Source organism: Pseudoalteromonas sp. J2K-J031, from assembly GCF_058197095.2.
The window spans coordinates 277,002-303,867 of record NZ_CM200280.1 but is presented as its reverse complement, the minus strand read 5'-3'; the positions used below and the strand labels follow the sequence as shown (position 1 = coordinate 303,867).

At 39.2% G+C, this 26,866-nt stretch carries 21 protein-coding genes; 6 read left to right on the top strand and 15 right to left on the bottom strand.

Annotation, left to right across the window (positions count from 1 at the left end):
- Window positions 1–248: 248 nt before the first annotated feature.
- The 7 genes from AC3KZC_RS18570 to hmgA all read right to left on the bottom strand — a co-directional run bounded on the left by AC3KZC_RS18570 (window position 249) and on the right by hmgA (window position 10,184).
- Window positions 249–4,466, bottom strand: a complete 4,218-nt coding sequence (locus tag AC3KZC_RS18570; RefSeq protein WP_490577652.1) for a response regulator — start codon at window positions 4,464–4,466, stop codon at window positions 249–251.
- Between the two features lie 51 nt (window positions 4,467–4,517).
- Window positions 4,518–5,813, bottom strand: coding sequence for a response regulator (locus tag AC3KZC_RS18565; protein ID WP_490577653.1), 1,296 nt, complete (start codon window positions 5,811–5,813; stop codon window positions 4,518–4,520).
- Window positions 5,794–6,384, bottom strand: a complete 591-nt coding sequence (locus AC3KZC_RS18560) for a chemotaxis protein CheB (protein WP_490577654.1) — start codon at window positions 6,382–6,384, stop codon at window positions 5,794–5,796. The genes AC3KZC_RS18565 and AC3KZC_RS18560 overlap by 20 nt, the downstream gene beginning before the upstream one ends.
- Window positions 6,381–7,220, bottom strand: a complete 840-nt coding sequence (locus AC3KZC_RS18555) for a CheR family methyltransferase (RefSeq protein ID WP_490577655.1) — start codon at window positions 7,218–7,220, stop codon at window positions 6,381–6,383. Before AC3KZC_RS18555 ends, AC3KZC_RS18560 begins: the two co-directional genes overlap by 4 nt.
- A gap of 686 nt (window positions 7,221–7,906) precedes the next feature.
- Entirely contained in the window at window positions 7,907–8,035 is a 129-nt protein-coding gene (locus AC3KZC_RS18550; protein ID WP_490577656.1) for a hypothetical protein, read from the bottom strand.
- A gap of 213 nt (window positions 8,036–8,248) precedes the next feature.
- Window positions 8,249–8,878, bottom strand: coding sequence for a maleylacetoacetate isomerase (gene maiA, locus AC3KZC_RS18545; protein ID WP_490577657.1), 630 nt, complete (start codon window positions 8,876–8,878; stop codon window positions 8,249–8,251).
- Between the two features lie 10 nt (window positions 8,879–8,888).
- Window positions 8,889–10,184 carry a homogentisate 1,2-dioxygenase gene (gene hmgA, locus AC3KZC_RS18540; protein ID WP_490577658.1) on the bottom strand — a complete coding sequence of 432 codons (1,296 nt, stop codon included), beginning with the start codon at window positions 10,182–10,184 and terminating at the stop codon, window positions 8,889–8,891.
- Between the two features lie 212 nt (window positions 10,185–10,396).
- Between hmgA and AC3KZC_RS18535 the strand changes: the two genes are divergently transcribed.
- Window positions 10,397–10,843, top strand: a complete 447-nt coding sequence (locus AC3KZC_RS18535) for a MarR family winged helix-turn-helix transcriptional regulator (RefSeq protein WP_490577659.1) — start codon at window positions 10,397–10,399, stop codon at window positions 10,841–10,843.
- A gap of 56 nt (window positions 10,844–10,899) precedes the next feature.
- On the opposite strand, the gene AC3KZC_RS18530 is transcribed toward AC3KZC_RS18535, so the two are convergent.
- Both AC3KZC_RS18530 and AC3KZC_RS18525 read right to left on the bottom strand, forming a co-directional pair.
- Entirely contained in the window at window positions 10,900–14,046 is a 3,147-nt protein-coding gene (locus AC3KZC_RS18530) for a TonB-dependent receptor (protein ID WP_490577660.1), read from the bottom strand.
- 47 nt (window positions 14,047–14,093) lie between these two features.
- A complete protein-coding gene (locus AC3KZC_RS18525; protein WP_490577661.1) occupies window positions 14,094–14,966 on the bottom strand; it encodes a S1/P1 nuclease in 873 nt (290 codons plus the stop codon).
- Window positions 14,967–15,220: 254 nt separating this feature from the next.
- On the opposite strand from AC3KZC_RS18525, the gene AC3KZC_RS18520 reads away from it, so the two are divergent.
- Window positions 15,221–16,066: a type 2 periplasmic-binding domain-containing protein gene (locus AC3KZC_RS18520; protein ID WP_490577662.1), complete on the top strand. Its 846-nt coding sequence runs from the start codon at window positions 15,221–15,223 to the stop codon at window positions 16,064–16,066.
- A complete protein-coding gene (locus tag AC3KZC_RS18515) occupies window positions 16,056–16,997 on the top strand; it encodes a hypothetical protein (RefSeq protein ID WP_490577663.1) in 942 nt (313 codons plus the stop codon). Before AC3KZC_RS18520 ends, AC3KZC_RS18515 begins: the two co-directional genes overlap by 11 nt.
- Before the next feature lie 60 nt (window positions 16,998–17,057).
- Here AC3KZC_RS18515 and ushA read toward each other — a convergent pair whose 3' ends face one another.
- Window positions 17,058–18,719: a bifunctional UDP-sugar hydrolase/5'-nucleotidase UshA gene (gene ushA / locus AC3KZC_RS18510; protein ID WP_490577664.1), complete on the bottom strand. Its 1,662-nt coding sequence runs from the start codon at window positions 18,717–18,719 to the stop codon at window positions 17,058–17,060.
- 155 nt (window positions 18,720–18,874) lie between these two features.
- The gene (locus AC3KZC_RS18505) at window positions 18,875–19,048 is read right to left on the bottom strand and encodes a hypothetical protein (protein WP_490577665.1); all 174 of its coding nucleotides are present in this window, start codon (window positions 19,046–19,048) and stop codon (window positions 18,875–18,877) included.
- 214 nt (window positions 19,049–19,262) lie between these two features.
- Between AC3KZC_RS18505 and AC3KZC_RS18500 the strand changes: the two genes are divergently transcribed.
- Window positions 19,263–20,024, top strand: coding sequence for a peptidylprolyl isomerase (locus AC3KZC_RS18500; protein WP_490577666.1), 762 nt, complete (start codon window positions 19,263–19,265; stop codon window positions 20,022–20,024).
- Window positions 20,025–20,072: 48 nt separating this feature from the next.
- Here the strand turns inward: AC3KZC_RS18500 and AC3KZC_RS18495 are convergent, their stop codons facing one another.
- Entirely contained in the window at window positions 20,073–20,492 is a 420-nt protein-coding gene (locus tag AC3KZC_RS18495) for an MAPEG family protein (RefSeq protein ID WP_490577667.1), read from the bottom strand.
- A gap of 182 nt (window positions 20,493–20,674) precedes the next feature.
- On the opposite strand from AC3KZC_RS18495, the gene AC3KZC_RS18490 reads away from it, so the two are divergent.
- Complete coding sequence (locus AC3KZC_RS18490) at window positions 20,675–23,542, top strand: insulinase family protein (RefSeq protein WP_490577668.1); 2,868 nt, start codon at window positions 20,675–20,677, stop codon at window positions 23,540–23,542.
- A gap of 212 nt (window positions 23,543–23,754) precedes the next feature.
- The gene (locus tag AC3KZC_RS18485; protein ID WP_490577669.1) at window positions 23,755–24,261 is read left to right on the top strand and encodes a GNAT family N-acetyltransferase; all 507 of its coding nucleotides are present in this window, start codon (window positions 23,755–23,757) and stop codon (window positions 24,259–24,261) included.
- A 52-nt stretch (window positions 24,262–24,313) separates the two neighbouring features.
- Here AC3KZC_RS18485 and AC3KZC_RS18480 read toward each other — a convergent pair whose 3' ends face one another.
- From AC3KZC_RS18480 to AC3KZC_RS18470, 3 genes are all read right to left on the bottom strand, one after another.
- Complete coding sequence (locus tag AC3KZC_RS18480) at window positions 24,314–24,808, bottom strand: peptidylprolyl isomerase (RefSeq protein WP_490577670.1); 495 nt, start codon at window positions 24,806–24,808, stop codon at window positions 24,314–24,316.
- A gap of 63 nt (window positions 24,809–24,871) precedes the next feature.
- Window positions 24,872–25,411 carry a methylated-DNA--[protein]-cysteine S-methyltransferase gene (locus AC3KZC_RS18475; protein ID WP_490577671.1) on the bottom strand — a complete coding sequence of 180 codons (540 nt, stop codon included), beginning with the start codon at window positions 25,409–25,411 and terminating at the stop codon, window positions 24,872–24,874.
- Complete coding sequence (locus tag AC3KZC_RS18470) at window positions 25,411–26,787, bottom strand: AlkA N-terminal domain-containing protein (protein WP_490577672.1); 1,377 nt, start codon at window positions 26,785–26,787, stop codon at window positions 25,411–25,413. Before AC3KZC_RS18470 ends, AC3KZC_RS18475 begins: the two co-directional genes overlap by 1 nt.
- Between the last annotated feature and the right edge of the window lie 79 nt (window positions 26,788–26,866).

Here is a 26,866-nt window from a genome sequence, read left to right as displayed (position 1 = left end):
ATTTTTACATAATTTTCTATTCATCGCTTTTGCAGCGTCAATGATTGTGTGGTTTTTATCGAGGACTCATTGAGCAGTCAGGAGTTTGAATTCAGCGCTAAATGTTTTTCAGGTGGTCGATGTTATTTTTTCACCTAAAGTTATCTACGAGACAATAATATCGCCACTATTTAGGTGGCAAAAATAACTATGCTATTACAGTCAGCCATTCGTCAGTTTAACTTTTCTCAAAACGCGTGTTCACCCTTTTATTTGTGTGCGAATAACCAAATCCGCATAATCGAAATCAATTTTTCAAAATCGATGGGTTTAGTTATGTATTCTGATGCCCCTGCAAGCAGACATTTTTCTTTATCCTCAGGCATTGTTTTTGCTGTTAAAGCAATAATAGGTACGTTTTTATATTCGGGTATCTGGCGTATCAGCTCTGTCGCTTTATTTCCATCCATCACGGGCATCATTGTATCCATTAATATCAGGTTAAAATCATGCTGCTGTGCTAATGCATTTAATGCTTCTTGCCCATTTTCAGCCAGTTCGACAGTCATTCCAAGTTCTATGAGTCGTTTTGATAAGGCATAGCAATTACGCATGTCGTCATCAACTAACAGCACTTTGCTTAAATTGAATATTGCGCTCTCGTTATGAATTAAGTTCACCTCTTTTTCATGCATTGTATTTTTCTTATGTAGAAAGAGAGCAATATCGTCTTCTAGCCGTTCGGCAGAATTTGCCCCTTTTAATACAATGGAAGCGGAATATTGATCGAGATGTTTTTGTTCTTGTGGACTGATCTCGCGCCCAGTATAGATAATGATAGGTGGTGTGTTTTCTTGTGCACTTTCGCTAATGATATTGAGTAGTTCAAAACCGCTCATGTCTGGTAAGCCGATATCAAGAATAATAACATCGTACAATCCGGTTTCTATTTGGGCTATACCTGCTTTAGCTGTTCCGACGCTGGTGATTTTAATATATTCATTTTCAAGGAGTTGAGTTGTGGCTTTTTGGTTACTTTTATCATCTTCGATGAGCAACACTCGGCGAACATGATTATCAGTGATTTTTTGAATTCGAGTGAAAATAGCGTTTAATTGAGTTTCATTGATAGGTTTTTTTATAAAGCCCATGGCCCCCAACCCTAAAATCTTATTCTTTTGCTCACTATAGGATGAGATAACTTGAATGGGTATATTGCTTGTTATGGCGTCACGTTTTAGTTGTGCAATGATTTGACAACCATCAATATCGGGAAGGTCAATATTTAAAATAATACCATTTGGATGATATTGTTTGGCTAGGGCGACGGCGCTGATAGTATTGTGGGTTACTAAGTGTTTATAGTTGTATTGATTCGCTAATTTTTGTATTAGCTTGAGTGAGTTGTCATCGTCTTCAATAATTAATAACGTACTATCACCTTGTTTAATGAGGTGTCTGTCATCGAGTGGTAACTGCGTGATCATTGATGTTGTTTGCTTTTGCGTTGTGGTTTCATTGTGCGATGTTAGGGTGTGTGAGATTGGCCCTTTAGGTGTGCTTTCATTGATGATGTCTGATAAATATAGGGTAAAGGTGCTGCCAACACCTAATTCACTTTTAAGATGAATTTCGCCACCTAATAAGCGGCTAAGTTCGCGTGCTATGGTTAGTCCTAGTCCAGTGCCGCCATATTTTCGGCTTGTAGTGCCATCCTCTTGTTGAAATGCTTCAAAAATTGCAATTTGTTTATCATCAGGAATACCTATCCCAGTATCAATGACTGAAAAAGCAATACTCGTTAGAGCGTTAAGGTCACTATGGGTAAAGTGTGTTTCTAACGGAGGTTTATAGATAGATAATGTTACGCTGCCATGTGGTGTAAATTTTATTGCATTGGAGAGTAAGTTTCGCAAAATTTGTTCAACCCGCAAACTGTCACTCTTAAACACCTTTGCTATTTTTTCGTCGATTTGAATAGAAAAAGCTAAATTCCGTTCTTTTGCTAATGGGCTAAACATTTTATCTAAATTACTGCTTAAACGTTCAAGCGAAACCGGTTCGTCATGTATGGTTAGCTTGCCAGCTTCAACCTTTGATAAATCCATAATGTCATTTATCAAGGTTAATAGGCTATTACCACCATCAAAAATTACTCTTGCATCTTCAACTTGTACAGGTGTTAAATTACCTTCTTTGTTGTTTGCTAACCCTTTGGCTAATAATAACAAGCTGTTTAAAGGCGTTCGTAATTCATGTGACATATTTGCCAGAAATTCGGATTTATATTTGCTGGCAATCGCTAATTCTTTGGCTTTTTCTTCAATTTGTTGGTTTTTAATTTCAATGTCTTTTTGTTTTATTTCGAGATCTTTTGTTTTTGCTTCTAAATCGGCATTTGCGTTTTGTAATGCGTTTGATTGCCGATTTAATGTATTTGCTTTTTGTTCTAATTCTTCATTGGTGGCCCGTAATTCTTCTGATTGGCTTTGTAGCTCTTCAGTTTGGCTTTGTAATTCTTCAGTTTGGCTTTGTGATTGTTCTAATAGTTGAACTACGCGTTTACGGCTTATTAAGCTATTTATTGTTATGCCTAAGTTAGTCATTGCTTGGTTAAGAAACTCTAATTGTATTTCATTAAATGGATTGAAACTGGCGATTTCAATAACTGCAAGCGTTGAGCCTTCGAATAAGATAGGTAATAAAAGGATATTAAGAGGGGTTTGTTCACCAAGCCCCGAATTAATTTTAATATAATCAGTTGGGACATTTGTTAATAAAATATTTTGTTTTTCTAGAGCGCATTGCCCAACTAACCCTTCTCCTAAAGCATAATTATTAGCTATGTGTTTGCGTTCTTTGTAACCGTAGCTGGCCCTTAATTGATAACGTACCTCGGTTTTTGTTTGTTGTTCTTCTAACAGATAAAAAGTTGCATGCCCTGCTTGCAAAGTGCTTGCTAACTCACTAATGAGTTGCTCAGTCATCAGTTGTATGTCATCAATACCTTGTGAAAGTTTGCTCACTTTCATCACTTGGGTTTTTAGCCAATTTTGCGCTTCCACTTGATTATTTCTATCAGTTACTTGCTTCATCATGTGTGATAGGGCGATACCAAACTCATCTTGCTTTGAGCGTGGTGTGATTTGGCTGCTGTAGTCTCCTGCTGCAAAGGCATTTGCTTGCTCAACCATCTCTTTAAAATTAAGCTGCATTTTATTTAATGCGATACCTAAAGTGTCATTGTCAGAAGCAAGTTCAATACGCGAAGATAAATCACCTTGCGTAATTTGTTCTGTCATCTTAATTTTTATTTTCAAAGCCTCAATCATATTAATAAGTGCGGCATAGATACCCGTAGCTTCGTTATGTTTGTTATCTAAAGTGAGAATGATATTTCCTAACGACACTTCATTGGCGAGTTTTGCAATGACATCGGGCTCACCGCCAACAGCGCGTAAAATCGTTTTGGTGATCCAATAACTAATGATGAGCCCTATTAGAAGGGAAATTACGGTAATGCTGATAACTATCTCATTAACGGTGTCTAAGGTTTCTGATAAACCTAACAATGCCATGTTTGAATCGTCTTGTTCTTCTAAAGACGAGCTATCAAGAATCTTTTCCATTTCTTTAAAAGTAGTTTGCTCAAGCCTATCAACCACTTTTAAGCCGTTTTTTTTACCTTCAGGGTTATATTTACGAAAAATCGTGTCTGCAGTTCGCACTATGTCGCTATAAAGCCGGTTAATGGTTATCAAATCACGAATTTCATTTGGCTTTTGCTCAAGGGGACTGAGTAAATTAAAATAATGAGTGAAGTTTTCGGCATTGGTTTTAAAAATTTTCTTTTGTTCATGTTTACCTTCTACGTACCCATTTAATGATGCAAACATGTCACCTGTTAGGTCAATTAATTCGAGGTAGTAGCGTATGCCGGGCAAACCATCTTTAATTGCCTCTTCGATGCTGAGTGTTTTGAGAGAATCATTAAACTCTTGTTCTTTTAATGTACTTAAGAGTTGTTGTAACTCAGCGCCTTGATTACGTTCTAGCTCTTCAATCGTTTGTAAAGACCATCGCTCATTAAGGGGATCATAGACATCAAAGACATTATGTTTAACATCATTAATGTATTCACCCATTAAGCGTTCTATTTTTTCTACTTTCTGTTTATCTTCAGTAGAGCTGATTTCAAGGGGCTTTAATTGAGCAAAAAAGTTCTGAAATTCGTGTAAATTACTTTGAAACTCTTCTAGCCTATTCATTTCACCATTACTGTATTCAACTACATTACGGTGCATATCGCCTATTTCATCTAACAGTTGTAAGTAGAGGATCACGCCTGGCACATCATCTTGTTGTATTTCTTTAGCGACAACCTGAATATTTGAGTTAAGACGATAGATGATGATCCCCATTGCGAAGATAAGAGTCAGTATTGCAGTAAACGCTAAGGATATTTTTTTACCTATAGTCAATGTCATTAACCTTCTCCGATCTATATGGATGAAAATTTAATATTTAAAAAGTTTATATTATTTCGGTGCTATTATTCTTAGCGATAACGGGAGGCAAATTGTAAAATGTGCCCCTTGATTTATCTCACTGTGACAGACTATCTCACCGCCAAGGTTTTGAGTTACTAAGTTAAAAACAATGGAGAGCCCAAGGCCGCTGCCACCCATGCCCCGTTTAGTTGTAAAAAAAGGTTCAAAAATAAGTTTTTTTGTTTCTTTATTCATACCTATGCCATTGTCGCTATAGTGAATTTGAATACCCTGATTGTCTTGCAATAAATTAATCACTATTTCGCCTTTTTTTTCATCTTCAAATGCGTGTAATAAAGAGTTCATTACGAGATTTGTAATTATTTGCGAAATATTACCCGGCGAGGTATTCACCCAAATAGAGTGGTCACCTGTTAAAGATGTTTTAATTGTTGTTTGTTTCAGAGCGGGCTGTAAATTATCGAGAGTGGTTTGGATATATTCAAATAAATTAAAGTCGCGCAATGCTTCACTGCTAATGTCAACGGCGATTAATTTGAAATTACTAATAAGTGCAGCTGCGCGTTCTAAATTTGATAAGAGCAATAAAGATGCTTGGTTCGCGGACTCTAAATAAGTCGTTAGTTTCTTTTTACTTATGGTGTTTTCTGTGACAGATTGCCGGACTTCTTTGGTGTCAATTTCAAGATAAGATGCCGCCGTGACACAAATTCCTAAAGGCGTATTCAGTTCATGTGCAACACCTGCAACAAGGCGACCTAAAGAGGCCATTTTTTCTGTTTCTACTAATTTTTGTTGTGTGTTGAGTAATTCAGTTATTGAGGTTTGTAATGCTTCGGTCCTCTCCTGAACAATGTTTTCTAAATTAGCTTGATGGATGCGTAATTCGTTTTCAACCTTTTGGCGAATTAAACAGGCTTCCTCGAGCTTTTCTTTATCTAAAAAAAGTTCTAAAAACACATTCACTTTACTTTTTAAAATATCATCATTAATAGGCTTTACGAGGTAATCGACTGCGCCACTAGCATAGCCTTTAAATTCAAAACTTTCATCGCGATCAAAAGCGGTTATAAAGATAATTGGGATATGAGCTGTTTTTGGGTGGTTGAGTAATAAGGATGCGGTTTCAAAGCCATCCATTTCTGGCATCTGTACATCCATTAATATCAAGAAAAAGTGGTGTTTATGGGCCACCGCAAGCGCTTGTTGCCCAGATAAAACATTAACAAATTCGATGTGCAACGATTCGAGCGTGCGCTGATAAACACGGTGGTTATTGGGTTCATCATCCACTATCAGGATTTTACATCGAGGGTGTTTCATCTTGTTTACTCATAAGCAAGGTTGTTAAAAAAACGGGGATATCGGTTAACGGTAAAATAAAATCAATGGTTGATGTATTGATAGCTGAATTTGGCATTGTGGCATACTCTGCCGTTTCAGGATCTTGTACTAACGATAGCCCATTATAATAATTAATCATTTTTAGCCCTAAACTGCCATCATTATTTGCACCTGTTAAAATAAGGCCGATGAGTTTGTCTTGATAACACATCGCGGCAGATTCGAATAATACATCAATCGACGGAATGGAATAGTTAACGCGGTTATCAATACTTAAACTAAAGGTGTATTGTTGCTCAATTAATAAGTGGTAACCCGATGGCGCAATATAAACAAATCCCTTTTGGATAGCTTGTCCAGGTTCAGCACACATGACTTTAAGTTGGCAGCGCTTTGCAAAGTAGTCTACGAGATAGTCGCCTCTTGTATGTTTACGATGTGGCACAATTACTACAGGAATAGGAAAATCGCTAGGTAGTTCAGGTATTATCTGAGTGAGTGCTTCTAAGCCTCCCGCAGATACGCCAATTACCAGAGCTTCATAGTTCATAAGTTATTGCTTTTGCGATAAATGCGTTCATTTTTTATATACTCAGTAAATGCATTTCTTTCTTTAATTAATTCTAAGCTTTCTTTTTGGCCTAAAATCAAAAAACCGCGATGGACTAAACTCTCTTTGAAGAGATTAATTACGCGATTTTGCAAAGTTGGATTAAAGTAAATGAGCACATTGCGACAAAGCACGAGGTGCATTTGTGCGAAAACTTGATCTTTCATCAGATTGTGGTTGGCAAACGTGATCTGCTGTTTTAGCTGATCATTGAAAACAACATTCCCTTTTTGCGTGCGGTAATAATCAGATAGGAGTGTTTTCCCCCCAGCATCAAGGTAATTTTGTGCAAACGGTGCGATTTTTTTTTCAGAGTATGTGCCTTTTTTAGCAATATCTAGAGAGTGGTTATTATAATCAGTTGCATAGATTCGCGTCCTTTGGAGTAATCCCTCCTCATATAATAATATCGCCATCGAGTAGGCTTCTTCACCCGTTGCACAGCCTGCATGCCAGATATTGATACGTGAATAAGTTTGCAAATATTGGCAGATTGAGTCTCTTAACGCTTTAAATACGTGAGGATCACGAAACATTTCAGTGACGGTAACCGACATATCTTTAAGAAATAAATTAAAAAAGTCAGGTTCATAAATAATTTTTTCATTCATTGCTGAGATACTACTTAAATTTGAAAGTGCTACACGATGCCTGATTTTTCGTTCTAAAGAGGCACGCGCGTAATTTCGAAAATCATAGCCATAACAAAAATAAATTGATTCAAGTAATTGATTTATCTCAAAGTTCATTATGTCGACTTGATTTTTCAAAATCACCTCCTTTAGTCTCAGTCAAAAGAGTATAGATAATAATGTTAAATTTAAAACCAACGCTATGTATTAAATTACTGAAACTTAGGATTTTATTTGATGATTTAACTTTTTTACTCGGAATTAATTAAAACACCGAAAAATTGCAGTTTTATTATAGGGTGCTAAAACTGCGTTGATTTTTGGAAATAGAGTTCGAATCACTTTCAAGCACTAGGCTTTCAATGCCGCTCGATTAAAGATAAATCACCAAGCACGGTGTATGATCCGTCTTCAAGTTTGATCGAAGGGAAAATTTATCAGCCTTGAGTTTTTTAAGATTTCCGTAGGTGTAATCTTGCTAGTGAAGGAATGTGGAGTTCGGCCGATTCTAGCTGTTCTATAGAGCGTAAATAATATGGTTAATGAATTGGGTCGTTCTTATTTTGTACTATTTATCCAAAACATCCCGTTTTTTAAAGTGGTGGGCTATGTCTGTTTAGCATTTAAAATTGCCAAGTAAGTAACTGTTTACACGATTAAAGTTCGTTGGCATTATTGGGACGAGTTGAAAACCCCATATAGTCTGTTTAAACATCCTATTTTGGGATGTGTGAGGCTGTTAGCTTTCATGGAGGATACAAGTAAATGGCAACTTTATTTTTAATTACGGCACTGATTTTAATCGTATTGAGTGCACCTGCCTATGTATGTTATACAGCAAATAAAATAAGTAACACATCTGCGTTTTGGCAATTATATTTTTCAGATGCGCAGCCTAGGTTAATGCTCACTTTTATCACATTCCCCATCATTGGTGTTTTAAGTGTTATAGATCTCATCAGGTGCACCTTTGGGAAATCGGTGTTCACTCAATCAATGGTTATATCTGCATGTTTCACTTTATGTTGGTCGGCATTGTTAATTTCAGGTTTGTTGGTCACCTCAGGTTAACGGGCAATTAAACAAGCGTGTTCTCCCATTCGCTTATGTGCCTTTAGATACGCAAAACGCCTCAATTGAGGCGTTTTTAGTTGGGTTTTGAACCTTTAACGTTAAGCGGCGTCGATTTGGTTTTCGGGTGCAGCGTCAATAAAGGCTTGTAGGGTATTACAATGCTGATAAATGGCTTCAATTTTTGGAAATTGCGTCATATCGACTTTAAAGCGGTGTGCATTAAATACTTGTGGCACTAAACATAAGTCCGCAAGGGTTGGTGTGTCACCAAAACAAAATGGCCCAGCGCCAAGCATGGTTTCGATTTTAGCAAAACCCACTTCTATCCAATGGCGGTACCAGGTATTTTTAGTGTCGTCGTCTGCACCGAGCTCGCTGCTTAAATACTTTAATACCCGTAGATTATCAATTGGGTGAATATCACACGCGATGGCATAACACAGATTACGGACTTGCGCTTTTTGCCACGGATCGGCTGGCAGCAATGCTGGGGTGTTGGGCTGTGTTTCTTCTAGCCATTCTAACATGGCTAACGATTGTGCCAGTACACCTTGCTCAGTTTCAAGAGCGGGTAATAACCCTTGTGGGTTTTTACTTATGTAATCAGCGCCTTGTTGCTCAGATTTTAATAAGTTTACGGGCACTAATTCATGGTCAATATTCTTTAAATTCAACGCAATGCGTACGCGGTACGCAGCAGATGAGCGAAAATAGCTGTAAAGTTTCATGGTGTGATCCTTATGCCTGACCGGTGAATTTCTTTTCAATTTTTTGCCAGCACTTGGTGTAATCTTTTTGCAAGTGATCCCCTTCAAGTGCGAACTTAGTGGGCGAAATAACATAACGCGATTCGAACATAAAGGCCATGGTATTTTCGTAGCGTTGTGGCTGCAGCTCAGCGTTCGAGGCTTTTTCAAACACGTCGGCTTCTGGGCCATGTGGAGACATGCAGTTATGTAAGCTCATGCCACCTGGTACAAATCCTTTTTCTTTGGCATCGTAAACACCTTCAATTAAGCCCATGAACTCACTCATGATATTACGGTGATAATACGGTGGTCTAAAGGTGTTTTCTGCCACCATCCAGCGCGGTGGAAACACAACAAAGTCTAGGTTTGCTACGCCAGGTGTACCCGATGGTGAGGTCAATACTGTAAAAATAGACGGATCAGGATGATCAAAACTGACCGTGTTCATGGTACAAAAACGGCTTAAATCGTATTTGTAAGGGGCGCTGTTTCCTGTCCACGCAACCACATCAAGCGGTGAGTGACCAATATCACAACGGAATAAATTGCCGTTAAATTTAGCAACCAGTTCAAATTCACCTTCAATATCTTCAAATGACGCAACTGGGTATTGGAAGTCACGGTCATTGGCATAGCCATTGGCACCTACAGGGCCACGTTCGGCTAAAATGTATGGGTTGCCATAGTTTTCACAAATATAACCACGGGCTGTCTCGTCGAGTAGTTCGACTTTGAATTTAATTCCGCGAGGGATCACGGCAATCTCACCCGGTTTAATCGCCAGCTTGCCACATTCAGTGTGCAGTACCAAGGCACCAAGCTGAGGCACGAACAGCATCTCGCCATCGGCATTGTAAAAGTAACGCCCTTGCATCGATTGATTGGCTACATAAACGTGAATACCGACCCCAGCTTGACCTTGTGCACTGCCGTTTGCAGCCATGGTTTTTAAGCCATCAATGAAGTCGGTTTGTTCGCTTGGAATAGCAACCGGATCCCAACGGAACATGGTCGGTGGGGTAATGGCTTCAGTAATTGGCGCGGTGCGAATTAAACCGTTATCCATTGCTTGATAATCACCTTGGATCACAGAAGGGCGAATACGATAAAACCAATTACGACGGTTGTCAGCACGAGGTGCTGTAAAGGCGGTCACATTAAACTGCTCAGCATATAAATCGTATTTTACTTTTTGTGGGCTGAACTGGCCGATAGGTAATGCACCTGGTAACGCTTCGGTTTCGAATTCGTTGCCAAATCCCGTCATGTAATTAAATACTGTCATGGTTTTATCTTCTGTTTCTGTTGAGAGTTATTTGAATTTACTCTCACGTGAGAGTAAATTCAAGGGTGAAAGTATAAATATTTTCATTAAAAACGCTTTATTTAACTCGCATTGCAATTAAATACTCTTGTTTGAGAGTATTTTCTTTTTTTGTCTGCAGTGCTATGGTGCGACTTGACACACCTTTCACTCTTTTATGGCACAGACATTTTATGGCTCTACAACTGCAACACTTTTTACCTTATCGCTTGAGCTTATTAACGGGCCATGTGAGCGAAACGTTTGCTAAGGTCTATCAAGATGAGCATCAACTTTCGATCCCAGAATGGCGCATTTTAGTTAATTTGGCTGAAAAAAAATCTGCAAATGCAAAAGAATTGGGTGAATGTGCGGTGATGGATAAATCAACGGTGTCACGTACCATTAAGTTATTACAAGATAAACAATTGATAGAAAAACTACCCAATCAACTTGATAAACGGGCGAGTGTTTTAACGTTAAGCGAAGGCGGGCAGTTGCTGTATCAGGAACTTGCGCCTAAAGCGTTGGCATGGGAGTCTGAGCTCCTTGGCGCTTTGTCGGCATCTGAATACCGCGATTTGATGATCACGCTTGATAAACTTGAACAGCGATTATTAGCTTTAAAATCAAATCAATGACATAAAAAAAGACCTAAGCAAGCTTAGGTCTTTGGTATTTAAATTGCGTATTTAAATTAGAAACGGTAGTTCACACCAAGGCGCATTTCCCATAAAGAGGCATCGCGTTGGACAGATAAGTTAGCATTTCTGGCATTGAACGTATTATATTCGTATTTACCTTCAGCATTAATTTTTGCCTTCACCATACGGTTACCAACAAAGCCACCTTTTTCCATTGTGCCCCAATCACTGTTAAGTAAGTTTGTTAAGTTGTTAATAACAAAGAATACTTCGCCTTTATGACCATCCATAAAACCTGGGATTTGTTGCGATACACGTAAATCAACTTTAGTGAACCAATCAGCGTTGTTACTATTACGACCTGCAATAGCGCCACGAGTTAAGCCTTCAGATTCAATGAATTGATCAAATAGCGCTTTATCAAAACCAGTTTCTTTACCGGTAACTGGGTCTTTTGAGTATGGCGTGTAAACAACATTCGGATCGTCTACTAATGGAATATACACTAATTGACGAGAGCGATTTGAATTGGCATCACCAAACTGGCTATCAGCGCCATCAAACGTGAAGCTGTATGGTTGACCTTGGCTTGCTTGACCAAATAGGTTAAAGCGAGTGGTATAACCTTCGAATAATTCGACTTTATAGCCTAATTGAAGTGTAAAGCGATGCGGCACTTCATAATCAGAAGTAGCAACACCTGGGTTACCAGGATTTGTAGTTGCTAAGTTACCGTAGTTAGAGCTAGCCGTTGAGCTAGTCATAGGGTTTACATCTTTTGAATCGGTATAAGCATAAGACACAGTAAAATTAATACCGTTATCATATTCTTTACTCAATGCAGCTGAAAGGATTGTTGATTCGCCATCATCACCCGATACGTTATCAAGCAATAATTCACCGCTACGGCCTTCAATTGATTCATAGATTGGGCGACCATCAAACGCATTTTTACCCGAATCACGTTGTGCAATATCAGTTAAAATCGCTGAATTACGTTTTTGCGTATGAAGTAAATCAACAGAAACGGTGTAATCATCTGGCAGAATGTAGGTTGCGCCTACTGCATATTTCCACTCTGATGGGATTTCAAAATCTTGTGCAATAGCGTTTACAGTGCCATCACCTTGACCAATTGGTGTATTTTGAATGGCATCAAACATAAATTGAGGCACTTCATAACCAGGTTTTCCACCATTAGTCATTGGAATATCAAATAATTTGATATTGCCAGCATAACGACCAATCTGAGTTACACCATCATTAGAGTAAGCATTTGATACCCACACATTTGGGTTACCACCAGAGTAAAGACCCATACCCGCGCGTACTTCTAAGTCCTCAGATGCAGACCAGTTAAAGCCAACACGTGGTTGTAATAAGTCAATGCCATCCATGTTCTTTTGATTGCTGAAGTTATAACGATCTTCAAACTGTTTGTTGTAGTTTGGTTTATCATCGCTGGTATATTTGTCGTAACGAAGACCAAATGTTAGCGTTGCATCGATATTGTCAAAGCTGTATTCATCTTGGATATAAAAAGTGTGCTGTGCATAAGCAAATGCTGCAGCGACATCATTTGGATTATTGGTGCCAGCGGCATTATTATAATAAACATCACCAGCTAAACCAGCTGCATAATCATCAACAGAATCAAATACAAACTCACCTTGTGAATGTTGCATAAATAAGTTGAATACGTCTAACTCTTCAAACTCATAACCTGCTGTCAGGGTGTGTTGATCTAAGTAATAAGTACCAGCTACTTTAAATGTAGTTGTGTCGTAGTTTAAATCGTTTGATTGACGCGAGTCATCAGGACCAATATAAACACGTCCACCATCGGTGGTGTTGATTCTGAATTCACCAAAGCTACTTGCAGCATCAAGTGATTCTACACGTGCGTCTAATTTAGATTTACCAATACGAACTTCTGTTGAGAAGTTTGAGTTCCAATCAGAATAAACAGAGCCGATGATTGAAGTAAATTCAGCACCTTGCTCATAAAAATGACTGTCTAATGAAACTGTATCGCCGCCTGAATCTGACTGAGATAAGGTATAACCATCATTCCAGTTATACACTAAGCTAGCACGGTGGTCTGAGTTAATATTCCAGTCTAGTTTAACTAATACTTTTTCATCGCCAACTGGCATGCTACCAGGCATAGAGCCTGCGTCATAACCATACGTGTCGCGAGTGATTTTGATGATGCGGTCTAATTCAGCTTGTGAAACACTGCCTGTGCTTAAACCATCGTACTGAAGCTGTGCAATACCATCTAATTTCTCATACGAGGTAAATAAGAATAATGTATCTTGGATTAAAGGTAAGCCAACGTTGAAGCCATAACGTTTTTCAGTGTAATTACCGTTATCAACGCTTTCGTCTTTGATTTTGTCGCCTTTTAATGAGTCGCTCGTGAAGTCATAGAAGAATCCACCGTGTACTTCATTTGTACCAGACTTTGTTACAGCGTTAATGTTACACGAGGTGAAACCACCGTATTGAACATCAAATGGCGCAAGTTCAACAGCAACTTGTTCAATTGAATCAAACGAGAATGGAGCACGAATTGTTGGGTAACCATTTGAGCTTAAACCGAAGTTGTCATTCATACGAACGCCATCAAGCGTTAAGCTGTTGTAACGAGGGTTACCACCACCACATTGAATCGCACCACGGCTATCATCAACATAAACACGAGGATCGGCACGTACAATGTCTTTTAAATCGCGGTTAATTGCTGGAGCAGATTCAAGATCTGACAATGTAAATGTTGACGCAGGACCCGTACCACCAGACATTGAACTGATAACGTTACCCGTTACAACGATTTGCTCCATATTTGTTTTAGCATTTAGAGCAACATTCACAGGGTAATCATTACCAAGACTCAGATAGACATTTTCAACCATGGTGTCTTCAAAAGTATCAGAATCAACGATTACTTGGTATGGGCCACCAACACGCAGACCTTTTACACTGAAGTAGCCAGCATCATTAACTTCAACAATTTTAGTTGAACCTGACGGTACATGAATAATCGTGACTTTAGTACCCGCGGCAGGATTACCGTTAGGTCCCATAATCTGACCTTTAACAGCAGAAGACGTTTCATTCGCCATTGCTGCACCACTGACACCTAAACAAGCTGCAACAGCAAGTGTTAGCGCCTTTTTACGTAGTTGAGTTTTCATCTAGTTAGTTTCCCGTGTAACTATAGTTTTAAAAAGTTAGCTTTATATTAATTATTAACTTCATTGGTTTGGTTTAGCTTTAACGCGTGCACCAAAGGTATTGCAGCCGGGTCAAATATTGCATTTAACAAGCCTGCTAATCTTATTCCGCCTTGTAACAAGCGGGTATTCATTGTGTTTTTTTGTTCATACACATAGCTGTATGAAAAGTCACCATCGTCAATTTCATATAATTTTTTTGCAATATGAAATGATTCAAGTACCCAGTCTTTTGGTTCACTGGCTAAATATTCACTAATAATTTCTTTATTCGTTGTATCAATAAAATACGCGTATTCAGTAAAAGACAGGTTTTCACCTTCCAATAAATCCCGATCCCATAATGCATGTAAGTTAGTATCTTTATTAAAATATTTTACTTTAATATCATTACCGCCACGGTCGTCTTTTCGACCAACGTGCATGGGTTGGTGAATGTCACCGACTAAATGCGTTAAAAAGCGAAAGTAAAAACGCTTTTTGTCTAGCGATATTTGCTCGCTTTGTAGCACTGCAATGCTTTTTAAGATGGCAGAGTAAGCATCCGTTACCTCACCTTCAGTTGCCGTAATACGATAACGTTCAGGTTTAAAATCATTCACTTCATTGATATTAATGTAATGCCATACAACTGATTCTTTTTTCCAAAACTTGCTTGGATCAGAGCGCATTTCATCAGCCCAGGTCGTGACCTGTGGTAATTTGTCACCTTCAAGCAATTGGGTAATGGCTAATTTTGTTGTGTCGGTTAAATGGTTTTGGGCAATCTGTCCAACAACCCGATGACCGTTTTGAGCCCATGCATGAGATTTATTTATAATACTGAAGGTTAAAAATGTCGAAATTATGACAATGGTTTTTATTTTTGCGCTGATATTCATGCTGATTAATTCAATTTTTGAAGTTATCCGATGTGTTAAATTGTCCTTATTTGAGACCAAATAGAAAGGACTCAATGATATTCATAATTACTTGTTAATATACCTTTATAAACAAACAGTTAATGATTACTGGTAAAATTACCTATTGATATAAGTAAGAATAATTGTTCAAATAAGCTTAAGTTAGTCAGAAGCTGGTAAAGCGAGTGCGCCTTTATAACGTTTTAAGCTCAAAAATTACAATTGTTACATTTTTGTTTCTAAGTCTTGTCGTAATTTATTTTATTGCTAAATTACAAAAATACCCAGAAACCACAGAGCTGCCATTAATTGTTGATGTATCAGTGCAATGTAATTTTGAAAATCAATCTCAATTAGAATCATTGGTTGTGTATGTACCGTCAGAAGATCTCGCGCATCAAGTTGCGGCTAAGTTATGTCATGATGCCGTAGTGAGCCGACAGTTTGGAGGCGTTGAAGTCTTTTGGGGTTATAAGCTAAGTGATTCAATCGAGTTTTTGGGCAAAGGATTTGCCGATTTAATTTTGGCAAAAGAAAATATCGTAGAGGCCTTTATGGCGGAGTCGACTTATAACTATCAGGCTGTATTAGGTTACCCAAGTTACACGGCGTTTTTTATCTCTTTAAAAGAAAAACCCCGCCTAGATAAAGCCTATTTTTTAGATAAAACGTTAGGGCTTATAGAATATCCGACTAGCCGCTCGGGACATATTTTACCAAAAGCGCAATTAAAAAAACTCGACCTCAATACCGACAGCTTAACGATCCGTTATGCTAATTCTCACAGTGACTTACGAGACCTTTTAGCCCGTGGTGAAGTAGATATTATTGCATCCTATTGGAAAGAAGATGATGTACAGCGCTTTTCACACAACTATATTACCTCAATTAGTGATGGGATCAGTGGCAGTAAATGGTATTTAAAAATGAATCTAGAAAATACCGATTTATACTGTGCGGTTCAAGCAAGCTTGGTCAGTTTAGCCCAAGAGCAAATGTCGACTTATTTTCATCAAGCTGAAAAATACCAGCATTGTGGCGAAAATGGCCTAATTATGGAACTCAAAGATGAACAATAAAATTAAATTTGGCTGTGCGCTTGTATTATTCTTGTTACCTTTGCAATTGTGCTTTTCACTCACGACTTATTTTCAGCATCAAACATTAACCGAGCAATCGGTAGCGAGTGTAAAAACACGCATTGCATTAGATTTACCTCGCTTATCACTGCCTAATGAAAAGCTTAATATAGTGGGTAACCCATTTGCGGTTACCACATACTTAGAACAAATAAATCAACAGCTCGTTAATCAATACTTACCTGTTCAAATTCTGTCATTACAAGCAATAGCGATTAAACAAGTAAATCAAGGTGACGACATTGAGAGTAAGCACTATCGATTATTGACCCCCGACAACCAAGTTGAAATTCAATTAATTGAACAACCCTTGCCAATCTATGCGTTATTTTCAGTATGGCCGTGGTTGTTTAGCTTTATTTTGCTCTATTTGAGTAAAAGTCACATTGTGGCATGGCGTAATCCTGAACAATTAATGCCTCAGGCTACCGTAGAGCAAGAGCCGCTTAAGCTATTAATTAATCTACAGAATAAAACCGTCATTAATAGCATCTCGCAACATGAGGTTGCGCTTGCGAACAAGCCGTTATGTTTTTACATCGCGTTAATGGAATTTTGCCAAAATAATAAAGAGATAACGCTTAACCAAAATAAAGATGTGCCTGAAGAGCTAGTTGAAATCGCAAATAAGTATTTTTACCGCTTAATCGATCTGGGGCACATTGTGCGTAAACGCCCTAATTTTACCAATAGCCTTGAAAAAACCCTCAGTGAAATACGTGCAGCTCTTGATGAAGTGTTTGCTGAGCATCCTGAACAAAAGGAAATTTACTATCCGCCAAAAGCACATGGTGAAGGCTCTCGTTCAAAATTGCATCATTATGGGTTGAATAAAATAGATAAAATCCACTTTGAAGTGATTGGAAAGTAAAGCTGTTTATTAAAAAGAGGTGTTGGCGCTAAAGCTTTATGATTAGCGCCAAAGAAAAGGTTACTGAATAACCTTTATTTCAGACTTTGAATTAAAATCAGCAGCATTGATGTTGTTATGTTTTAAGAAAAACTCTTTTAACACTTCAGCATCGGTTGCATCTGTTGCTACAAAACCTGGGTGGTTTTTAAGTACTGGGTAACCATCACCGCCTGCGGCGTTATAGCTATTGATACTAAAACGATAGGTTTTAGTGGTGTCTAATGGCTTACCTTGAATTTTTATACTGTGCGCAACACCCTTTTCGAGGGTGAGCTCAACACCATAAAACTGGCAGTATGCGCCAGAATCAGGCGGGAAACTGGCAATAGTAGAAAGATAACCAACCAGCTCGTCGCCTTTCATATCGACGTAGCTTATACGGTTTTTAAAAGGGTGCACCGATAAAATATCTTTATAACTTACATCGCCGCCTTCAATAGAGCTGCGGATGCCACCGCCACTGATAATACCAAAATCGCCTTTTACACGTTCCATTTGAGCTGCCGCAATTAAACGACCTAAATTAGTTTGTTCAAAACGCGCAAATTGACGGTCGCCTTCTAAACGCCCAGTCAAGGTAGCGATAGAAACCGATAACTTTTCATCACCTTTGGCTTGAAATGGCTGTAAAAAAGCAAGCATTGCAGGGTCTTGTGAAATTTCAGTTTGGGCTAATCGGCTGGTTTTTTTACCTGAAGCATCAATCTCAACACGTTGCATATTAACAGGGATAAGCTCATAGCTCACTAGACGTAGCTGCTGGTTTTTATACTCAAACTCTGCTTTTCCAACATATTTACCCCATTCATGGGCTTGCACAATCCACGTGCCATTTTGTTGATCGGGTTGGCAGGCATCACCTGGTTTAAAGTCTGTGTTGGCTACATTGGTCGCTCGCATACAAATAGGTTCTTGCGAGTGCCCGCCAACAATAATATCAAGTAATCCAGGCGCTAAACCACGCGCCAAAGTAACATCACCGGGTGCGTTAATACCGTGGTTAGCATCAATATAATGACCCATATGAGTTACCGCTATGGTGATATCTGGTTTTTCCGTTGCGTCTAGTTCAGTAATTAGGGTATTTGTTACGCTGACAGGCTCGGCAAATGTAAGATGACCAATGTATTCGGGATTGCCAATTTTTGCCGTGTCTGTGGTTGTAAGGCCAATAACGGCTATTTTTAAGCCATTTTTATTAAATATCTTATAAGGTTGATAGGCCGTTTTGCCGGTCTTGGTATCAATGATATTGGCTGATAAAAATGGAAAGTTCGCCCAGCTTTGCTGCTTTTCTAAAATATGTAGTGGGTTATCAAATTCATGATTACCCAGCGCCATCGCATCGTAACCCAGTAACGACATCCCTTTAAAGTCAGGTTCGGCATATTGCATATCGGATTCTGGCACGCCGGTATTAATATCACCGCCAGATAACAATAATACGGTGCTATTTTTTGCTTCTGCTTGCGCCCTTAAACGATCAATTAATGTTTTACGGGCTGCCATGCCGTATTCGCCATGTTCATTTTGCCAAAAACGACCATGATTGTCGTTTGTATGTAAGAGTGTGAAGTGTTGCACCTCAGGTGTAATCGTTTGGTTAGAAGGCGTAATTAAGGCGCAAGCGCTAAGAGTGGTGATCCCCAGCAGAGTTAAAATGAAGCGTGAACGATGCATGACAAAGCCTTTGAATGTAATTATTAACTGATAGAGCAATTGCTTATCAATCAAAACAAGTCGTTAAACGATCATACTGCACAAAGTGGGTAAAATAGATGACAAAGCACAAAATTAGCTTTACTCAAAGAAAGTAAATTTACTTAACCTTACTCTTATCGATTTAATACGGCCTGACGTCTGCGATTGAGCTCGTGTTGTGCTAAACAAGCGTGTTGATGTTTGTTCATTACCATCCAATTTAAAAAGGAGGCCGGCAGTTGTCGGTAAGATTGCCCTTTATGTAAACCAAAATCGCAAATTGCACTTGAAGTTGTTGAATGTTGCATGGAAAACCTTATTTTTATTTTTGTTAAAAAATAGTAATAAAATTTAGCGTGTAATTAAAGCCGTATTTATTGAAAGATTTACTGAGATGTAAAACTCACGTTACATAGCTCAGTGAACAAAAAAGATTGTAACTGAGTGTAATCTTGCTAGTCACATGAATTTCAAGTCGTTATGCTGCACTTATTAGAGATAAAAACAACAAAGGAATTAATCATGCGTCATCGCACTTCTCATTTACTCGCTATGTCATTTTTAGCAACGGGACTTTTATCAACAACGGCACAGGCAACTATAGTTGAACTACACACCAATCAAGGTAACATCAAAATCAACTTGTTTGACCAAACGACCCCAGCCACCGTGGCCAACTTTTTAAATTATGTAAATAAAGATGCATATAATGAAACGGTTTTTCACCGTGCTGTTAAAGGCTTTGTCTTACAAGGTGGTGGTTTTTTTTATGACAATACACTGCCTTTAAAAGCGGTTGTAAGTGATGCGGCGGTGATTAACGAACCAAAGCATTCAAATTTGAAAGGCACCATTGCGATGGCAAAAGTGGGTGGAAACCCAAACAGTGCGACGAACCAATGGTTTATCAATTTAACCAATAATGCAGCTAATCTTGATGTGCAAAATGGTGGTTTTACCGTATTTGGCCAAGTGGTCGCGGGCGATATGGCCATTGTTGAAGGCATTATGAACTTAACAAACTGTAAAGAATTCCCTTTAGTTAATTACACGGCAACACAATGCACAGAAAACGCAACAATTGCTGGTGAAAACTTTGTTAAAGTGATGAGTATTTCAATTTTAGATACCGATCCTGCAAGTGCTACCAATGCGGGTATTGTGCCGGTAGAAAATACTTTAATAAAAGCGGTAAAGCCTAAAACGTCGGAATCAAGTTCAGGGAGTTTATCAGCGCTGTTACTGGGTCTCATTGGCTTGGTTGGCGTACGCAGATTTAAATAAAGCAAATGAAAACAGAGCGCTCAGCGCTCTGTTTTTTGTTAATGCATATTATAAAACAAAGAGTTGAACAAGCATTCCAAGCCACCAGATTAATAAAATCCCCGCCCCGAAAACAAAGCTTTTATAACGTTTCAATACATCATTATTGCTTAGATGTATGGCGCTATGAATAACTCGGCTCAATACAAATAGCCCCGCGCAAGCAACTGAAAACCAACCCGTTAAATTCAACTGCAAACATAATAATACCGCCACATAAAATAAAACCGGTAATTCAAATTGGGTTAAAAAATTACGCCCAGCAGCAATAACATGCTCAGGTGCGTTGTCCAGTGCCATCGTTTTAAACGCCGCCATGGGAATTTGTTTGCTTTTTGCCGCAGCAAAGCGGCGTTTACCCATAATAACCATCACCACTAAAGTGAGAATGACTTGTACAAACACTGCTAAAAATAACCATTTATCCATTATATTGCTCTTTTTTGTTGGTAAAGTGCGGCTATCTTAGCGTAATTGTGCATATTTGAGTATTAGTTAGGCTAACTTTCACAAACTGTTACAAAGCACTGTAAATAGCGGTAGGCAAAGAAGAAATACTTTTTTATTATTTGGCTATTCAAACTGCATAATAACAAGTGATAGGAACAACGATGAAAAAAATTTTGGCACTCAGTGCAATTGCGCTGGCAGTATTAGCGGGCTGTAATAGTACTCCCGCACCTTCTTCGGTTTCATTTGTCCCAGATAATTTAGTTGTGAGCCCCAACGATCAACGAGCTTATAAAACCTTAAAACTAAGCAATGACATCGAAGTGGTTTTAGTTTCCGATCCTTTAGTTGAAAAATCAGCAGCAGCACTGAGTGTCGGTGTGGGTTTATTGCACGACCCGATGACACAGCAAGGCATGGCGCATTACCTAGAACACATGTTGTTTTTAGGCACCGAGCGTTACCCTGATACAAAAGAATATTCAGAGTTTATGACTAAAAATGGTGGTGCTCATAATGCGTACACTTGGTTAGACATTACTAACTACATGTTTAAAGTAAATAACGATGCTTATGATAACGCATTAGACCGTTTTGCAGACTTTTTTAAAGCCCCCAAGCTGTACCCTGAATACACAGATAAAGAAAAAAACGCCGTTAACGCAGAATGGTCAATGCGCCGCGAAATGGACTTTTTTGGCCAGTTTAAACTTAGCCGTAACTTAATGGGTGACCACCCAGCCAATCGTTTTTTAATTGGTAACTTAGAAACCTTAGGTGATAAAGAAAACAGCAATCTACATAAAGAAACGGTTGATTTTTATAATAAATATTATTCATCAAACATTATGAAAGTCGCCATGATCTCAAACTTACCCTTGAGTGAAATGGAGCGCTTAGCCAATGTGCATTTTTCGACGATTAAAAATAAAGACATCGAAAAACCAACCGTTACGCAATCACTTGATTTAGCAAAAGTGGCCGCTAAAAAAATCTATTACAAACCAAATGAAGATGTAAAACAGCTTAAACTTGATTTCACCATTAAAAATAACCTCAGTGATTATGCTGTAAAACCAAATCGCTTTATTTCGTATTTATTGAGCTCAGAAATGCCTGGCACACCCGCACAAGTATTGCGTGATAAAGGTTGGGTATCACAACTGACGTCAAGTGCCTCACCAGACATGTATGGTAATTACGGGAGTTTATCAATTGATGCAGAGCTGACTGATTTAGGCATGCAGCATCGCGACGAAATTGTTGCCCTTGTGATGCAATACATTGATTTAATCAAAAAAGAAGGCGTTAACGATAAGTACTTTAATGAAATCCGCACCTCATTAAACAATCAATTTCAATTTTTAGAAAAAGGCGACGAGTTTGGTTATGTCTCAAACCTAGCCGACAGCATGCAAAAATACCCGCTTAATAATGTGATTAATGCTGGGTTCTATTATGCGCAATTTGATAAACAGGCGATTAACGCGGTACTTGATCAACTGACCCCAGCGTCTTTAAAAGTGTGGTATATCAGCCAACAAGAACAAACCGATAGCAAGCTGCATTTTTATGATGGCGAATATCGCTTAGCTGATTTTAGTAAAGAAGAGCTTGCAGCATGGCAGCAAACACCGACTACAGCGTTAAACTTACCAGCGGTGAATCGTTTACTTCCTGAAAATTTTACAATCAAAACAAAAGGTAAAGTATCTGCATTACCACAATTAGTCGTTGACCAAACCGATTTGAAAATTTGGCAAGTGGCCAGCACTAATTTTGCCCATCAGCCTAAAGGGTTACTCAAAGTGTATCTCAACAGTGATTTGTCTGAGCGCGATGCCAAAGCACAAGTGCTATACAGCGTGTGGGCCGATTTATATAACTTACAACAAAGTGCCTTAAGTACAGAGGCAAGTATTGCAGGTATGAATTTAGGTGTTGCAGCAGCGAATGGCTTAACCTTCACCCTCAATGGTTTTACTGATAAACAAGCCTTGTTATTAGAGCAAGGTCTAAAAGCGCTTCAAGTTGCGGTGGATGAGCAAGGGTTTGCTCAAGCAATCGATCGCTTTAGCCGTGATATAGCTAATGAAGGTAAACAATTCCCTTACTATCAAGCCTTTGGTGAGTTCAGTAAGGTTATTTCAAATGGCAGTTATTCAGATGATGCCTTGTTAGAAGCGGCAAAATCATTAACGGCTGCTGATTTAACAACCTTTATGGCGCAAACACTTGAGCAAAACCAAATCCGCGGTTTTGTTTTTGGTAATTATGATCAAAACGACATAACGCATATTGCTGCGCAGCTAAAAGCAATTTTGCCAACTAATCATAAAACCACAGCATACAGCCGCGATAAAAGTTGGTTGCCAAAACCAGGTGAAGTGTATGTCGTAAAAAAAGACATTGATGTTGCCGATGTGGCGATTGTCGATGTCTTGGTACACCCAGAGCCGGGTTATAAGCAAAAAGCCCGCGCCAGTATTTTACAAAACCATTTCCGTACCGTGGCCTTTGATAAGCTGCGTACCGAAGAGCAACTTGCGTATGCAGTGGGTGGCTTTGCTAATCCAATTGATGACTATGCCAGCATTGGTTTATTCATTCAAACGCCGGTAAAAGGGCCACAAGAAATGCAAGCGCGTTTTGATTTATTCAAAAAAGAATACGTTAGCGAGCTCGATAAAGTAACGGAAGAAACATTCCAACAGTTAAAAAATTCGACCTTAGTGGGCTTAAAAGAGCAGCCTAAAAACCTAAGTGATGAATTGTCGCCATTATTGGGTGATTGGTATCGCGAAAACTTTGCCTTTGATAGCCGTGCAAAATTGATTGCTGAAGTAGAAAAAGTGACGCTTGCAGATATCAAAGCATTTTATGCGCAAACCATGGGTAACAAAGAGGCAGCGCGCATTAATGTGCAACTACGCGGCACTAAGTTTAAAAACACTGAATTTGCAAAGCTTGCAGGTGAAGTAGAATTAACCAACCTAGCCCAAGCAAAACAAAAAATGCAATACCAATAATCGGTTAGCATTGTTTTAGCCTAATACGGGCAGCCAATGTGCTGCCCGTTTTTATTTAAATTTCAGTTATGTTAAATAGCAGGTTTTTGACAGGTCACTCTTAACTTTCCTCCTGTTTTAATCGGTTAGATGTATTGATCATTTATCTTGAATTGCACAATTGATGTTTAGTATGCTGATGTGCCATCGCGATGATTTTGTTTAGGTATGTTATGTCGGCCTATTTAATGACCACCCTACGTTTAAAGATGCGTTTGATCCAACTTGATGACGATGCCTTTATATTGCGCTTAGTGAATCAAACGTCGTTTATTACTAACATTGGCGATAAAGGGGTGCGTGATTTATTTTCTGCTCGAGAGCATATTCATAGTAGTTACCTAAACCAGTATGTAAAACTTGGCTTTGGTCTATGGGTTGTGGAGCTTAAAGCAACCAATACGCCGATTGGTGTGTGCGGGTTAGTAAAACGCGATGCGTTATCAAGCCCAGATTTAGGGTATGCATTGTTAGATGAAGCTGCAGGGTACGGGTATGCCAGTGAAGCAGGACAAGCGGTGATGGACTATGCAAAAACTCAGTTAGGGATTGAAAAAATTGTCGCGATTACTGCTCCAGATAATACAGCCTCGCAACGGGTACTCACCAAACTTGGTTTTGAGTTTAAAAAACAGGTCTATTTACCTGGTTATCATGGCGCTAGCTGTTATTTTGAATAATAAACGCTCAGCAGTGCTGAGCATTGAGTTACAGCTTTAAAAATTTGTTCATTTATTGTGTAATCGTTACTTTTTCAACGATGATCGGTTCAAATGGTACATCTTCATGGCCTGCAACACGTGTGGTTCGCACCTTTTCAATTTGTTTGATGATGTCCATGCCCGCAATAACTTCACCAAAAACACAGTAACCCCAACCTGCATTGGTGGTTTTAGTGTGATCTAAAAAGTCGTTATCCGCTACATTAATAAAAAATTGTGCTGTTGCTGAATGGGGTGCGTCTGTACGAGCCATGGCAATCGTGCCAAGTTTATTTTTGAGGCCTTTATTGGCTTCATTGACGATAGCATCGTTTGTTGGCTTTTCTTTCATTTTGGCCGTAAAGCCACCACCTTGGATCATAAACCCTTTGATCACACGGTGAAAAATCGTGCCTTCATAAAAGCCATTTTGGCAATAGTCTAAAAAGTTTTTGGCAGTAACAGGGGTGGTTTCAAAATCGAGTTTGAATTCGATATCACCTAAGTTTGTGGTAAAAATAATCATTGGTTTACTCTGTTCAAGATTGACTGGCGCCAAGTATACAGCGACTACATTAGACAACCAGTTTTATTTTAAAAACTGGGTTTTTGCTTGGCGTTGTCGTATGGTCGCTTCAAGTTGTTGCTTATTCTGCGTGGCATTGATTAATAGCCCTTCGTGTTGTAATAACCATAATTTTCGTTCAATCCCACCGGCATAACCGGTTAATTGACCATTGGCACCAATAATACGATGGCACGGTACAATGATGGTAAGGGGATTGCGACCATTGGCACCACCGACGGCGCGCACCGCTTTGGGGTTGTTGAGTTTGCGTGCCAGTTCACCATAACTGCAACTTTCACCAAAGCCAATTTGGCTTAGTTGTTGCCATACACTACGTTGAAACACAGTGCCAATAGGCGCAAGCGGTAAATCAAACACGGTACGCTTTAGCGAAAAGTAGTCACTTAATTGGCTTTTACAGGCTTGTGTTAGGTCATTGGCGCTGAGAGTTTGGCGCTCTGGGCCGCAAAAAATAACATGTTGTAGGCCTTCTTGGTTAGTAACAATTTCCATTAAGCCTAAAGGGCTTTCAAAGTAATCACCCGCAAGTGTGGTTGTCATTATAAGCGGCTCCAAAGTTGAAAGGTTAAATAGCTTTGCCACGGTGATGCAGCGTTTGGCGTGATGTGGCTATCTGATTGAATAAGCGCTTTTTTTACCCCTAAATCACCGCCTAAAAAAATATCAGGATCGCTTAGCCCGCGCATTTTGGCATAATCTGTGGTCCAGGGGCCAATGCCTTTGAGGGCCAGCCAAAACTCGCCATCATCTGGCGTTGGGTGCGTTAAATAGTGCGTAGCTAAATTGCGCAATGTTTGTTTACGTGAGCTGGGTATTTTTAAAAAAGCGAGTTCACTGCTTGCAATGGCCGAAGGGCTTGGAAACAAGCGTTTATCCCCTTGAGACTCGCCCAGAGTTTGTACTAATTGTTGTACTAAGTTTTTTGCCGCAGCCACAGAGATTTGTTGGCCAAGCACCGCGCGAATACCCGCTTCAAACATCGACCAAATGCCGGGCAGTCGAATGCCTGACTCAATGGCAATTTGGCCTTGCAGCGCAGTCGTTAAATCGGCTTCAATTGCGACTAAATCCGCATCTAAGTCGAACAATCGGCGAATATTATCAACTACGGCACTTAAATATGTCAGATCATCAATTTCAATCTCAACAGCAAACAGGTGTTTTTGAGGAATATGGGTGAGGGTAAAGTGACCTTTGGCACCTTGCCACTCAAAGGTGCGACCGTAACTGTGTTCGTCAGCCCATTCAAGCCCTGTAATTAAACGGGCTCGATAAAAATTGAGCATTTTAGCGACATCAAAAGGTGGGCGGTACGCCAAGTTAAGTTGCAATCCACTTTTATTATTTGATTGTTTCGTTCTCATTTCGCTCGGTGTTAATTTTAGTTCGTTGATAAAACAATCGTTAAAGCGCCGAATACTATTAAAACCACTGGCAAGCGCAATATGAGTGATACTGAGCTGCGTTTGATGCAGTAATTGTTTGGCGAATAAACACTGTTGATATAGCGCATATTTTTTTGGTGATAAACCAAAATGCTGCTCAAACAACAGCCGTAAATACCGATCGCTAATGCCCAAGCGCTCAGCAAGTTGTACGATTGACCCTTGTTGTAATGCCCCTTGGTTGATTAATTTTATAGCGCGATCAAGCGTGGTATTGACGCCTCGCCACGCACTTGAACCCGGTGCACTATCGGGTCTGCAGCGTAAACAAGGCCGAAAACCCGCTTGTGCGGCTTGCACCGCACTTTGAAAATAGCGCACATTGTCTTCTTTTGGCGGTGCAACAGGGCAAATGGGCCGACAATAAATTTTTGTGGTGGTGACGGCGATAAAAAATTGCCCATCAAAACGCGGATCACGAGCAAAACGGGCTTTTTGGCAGATGTGGGTATCGAGTGCACAAACAGACATAACACAATTCAAGATGACAATATGGCATCACTATAACCGAGTTGGCGCTAAACACTAGCCATAAACGGCAGTGAAGCTT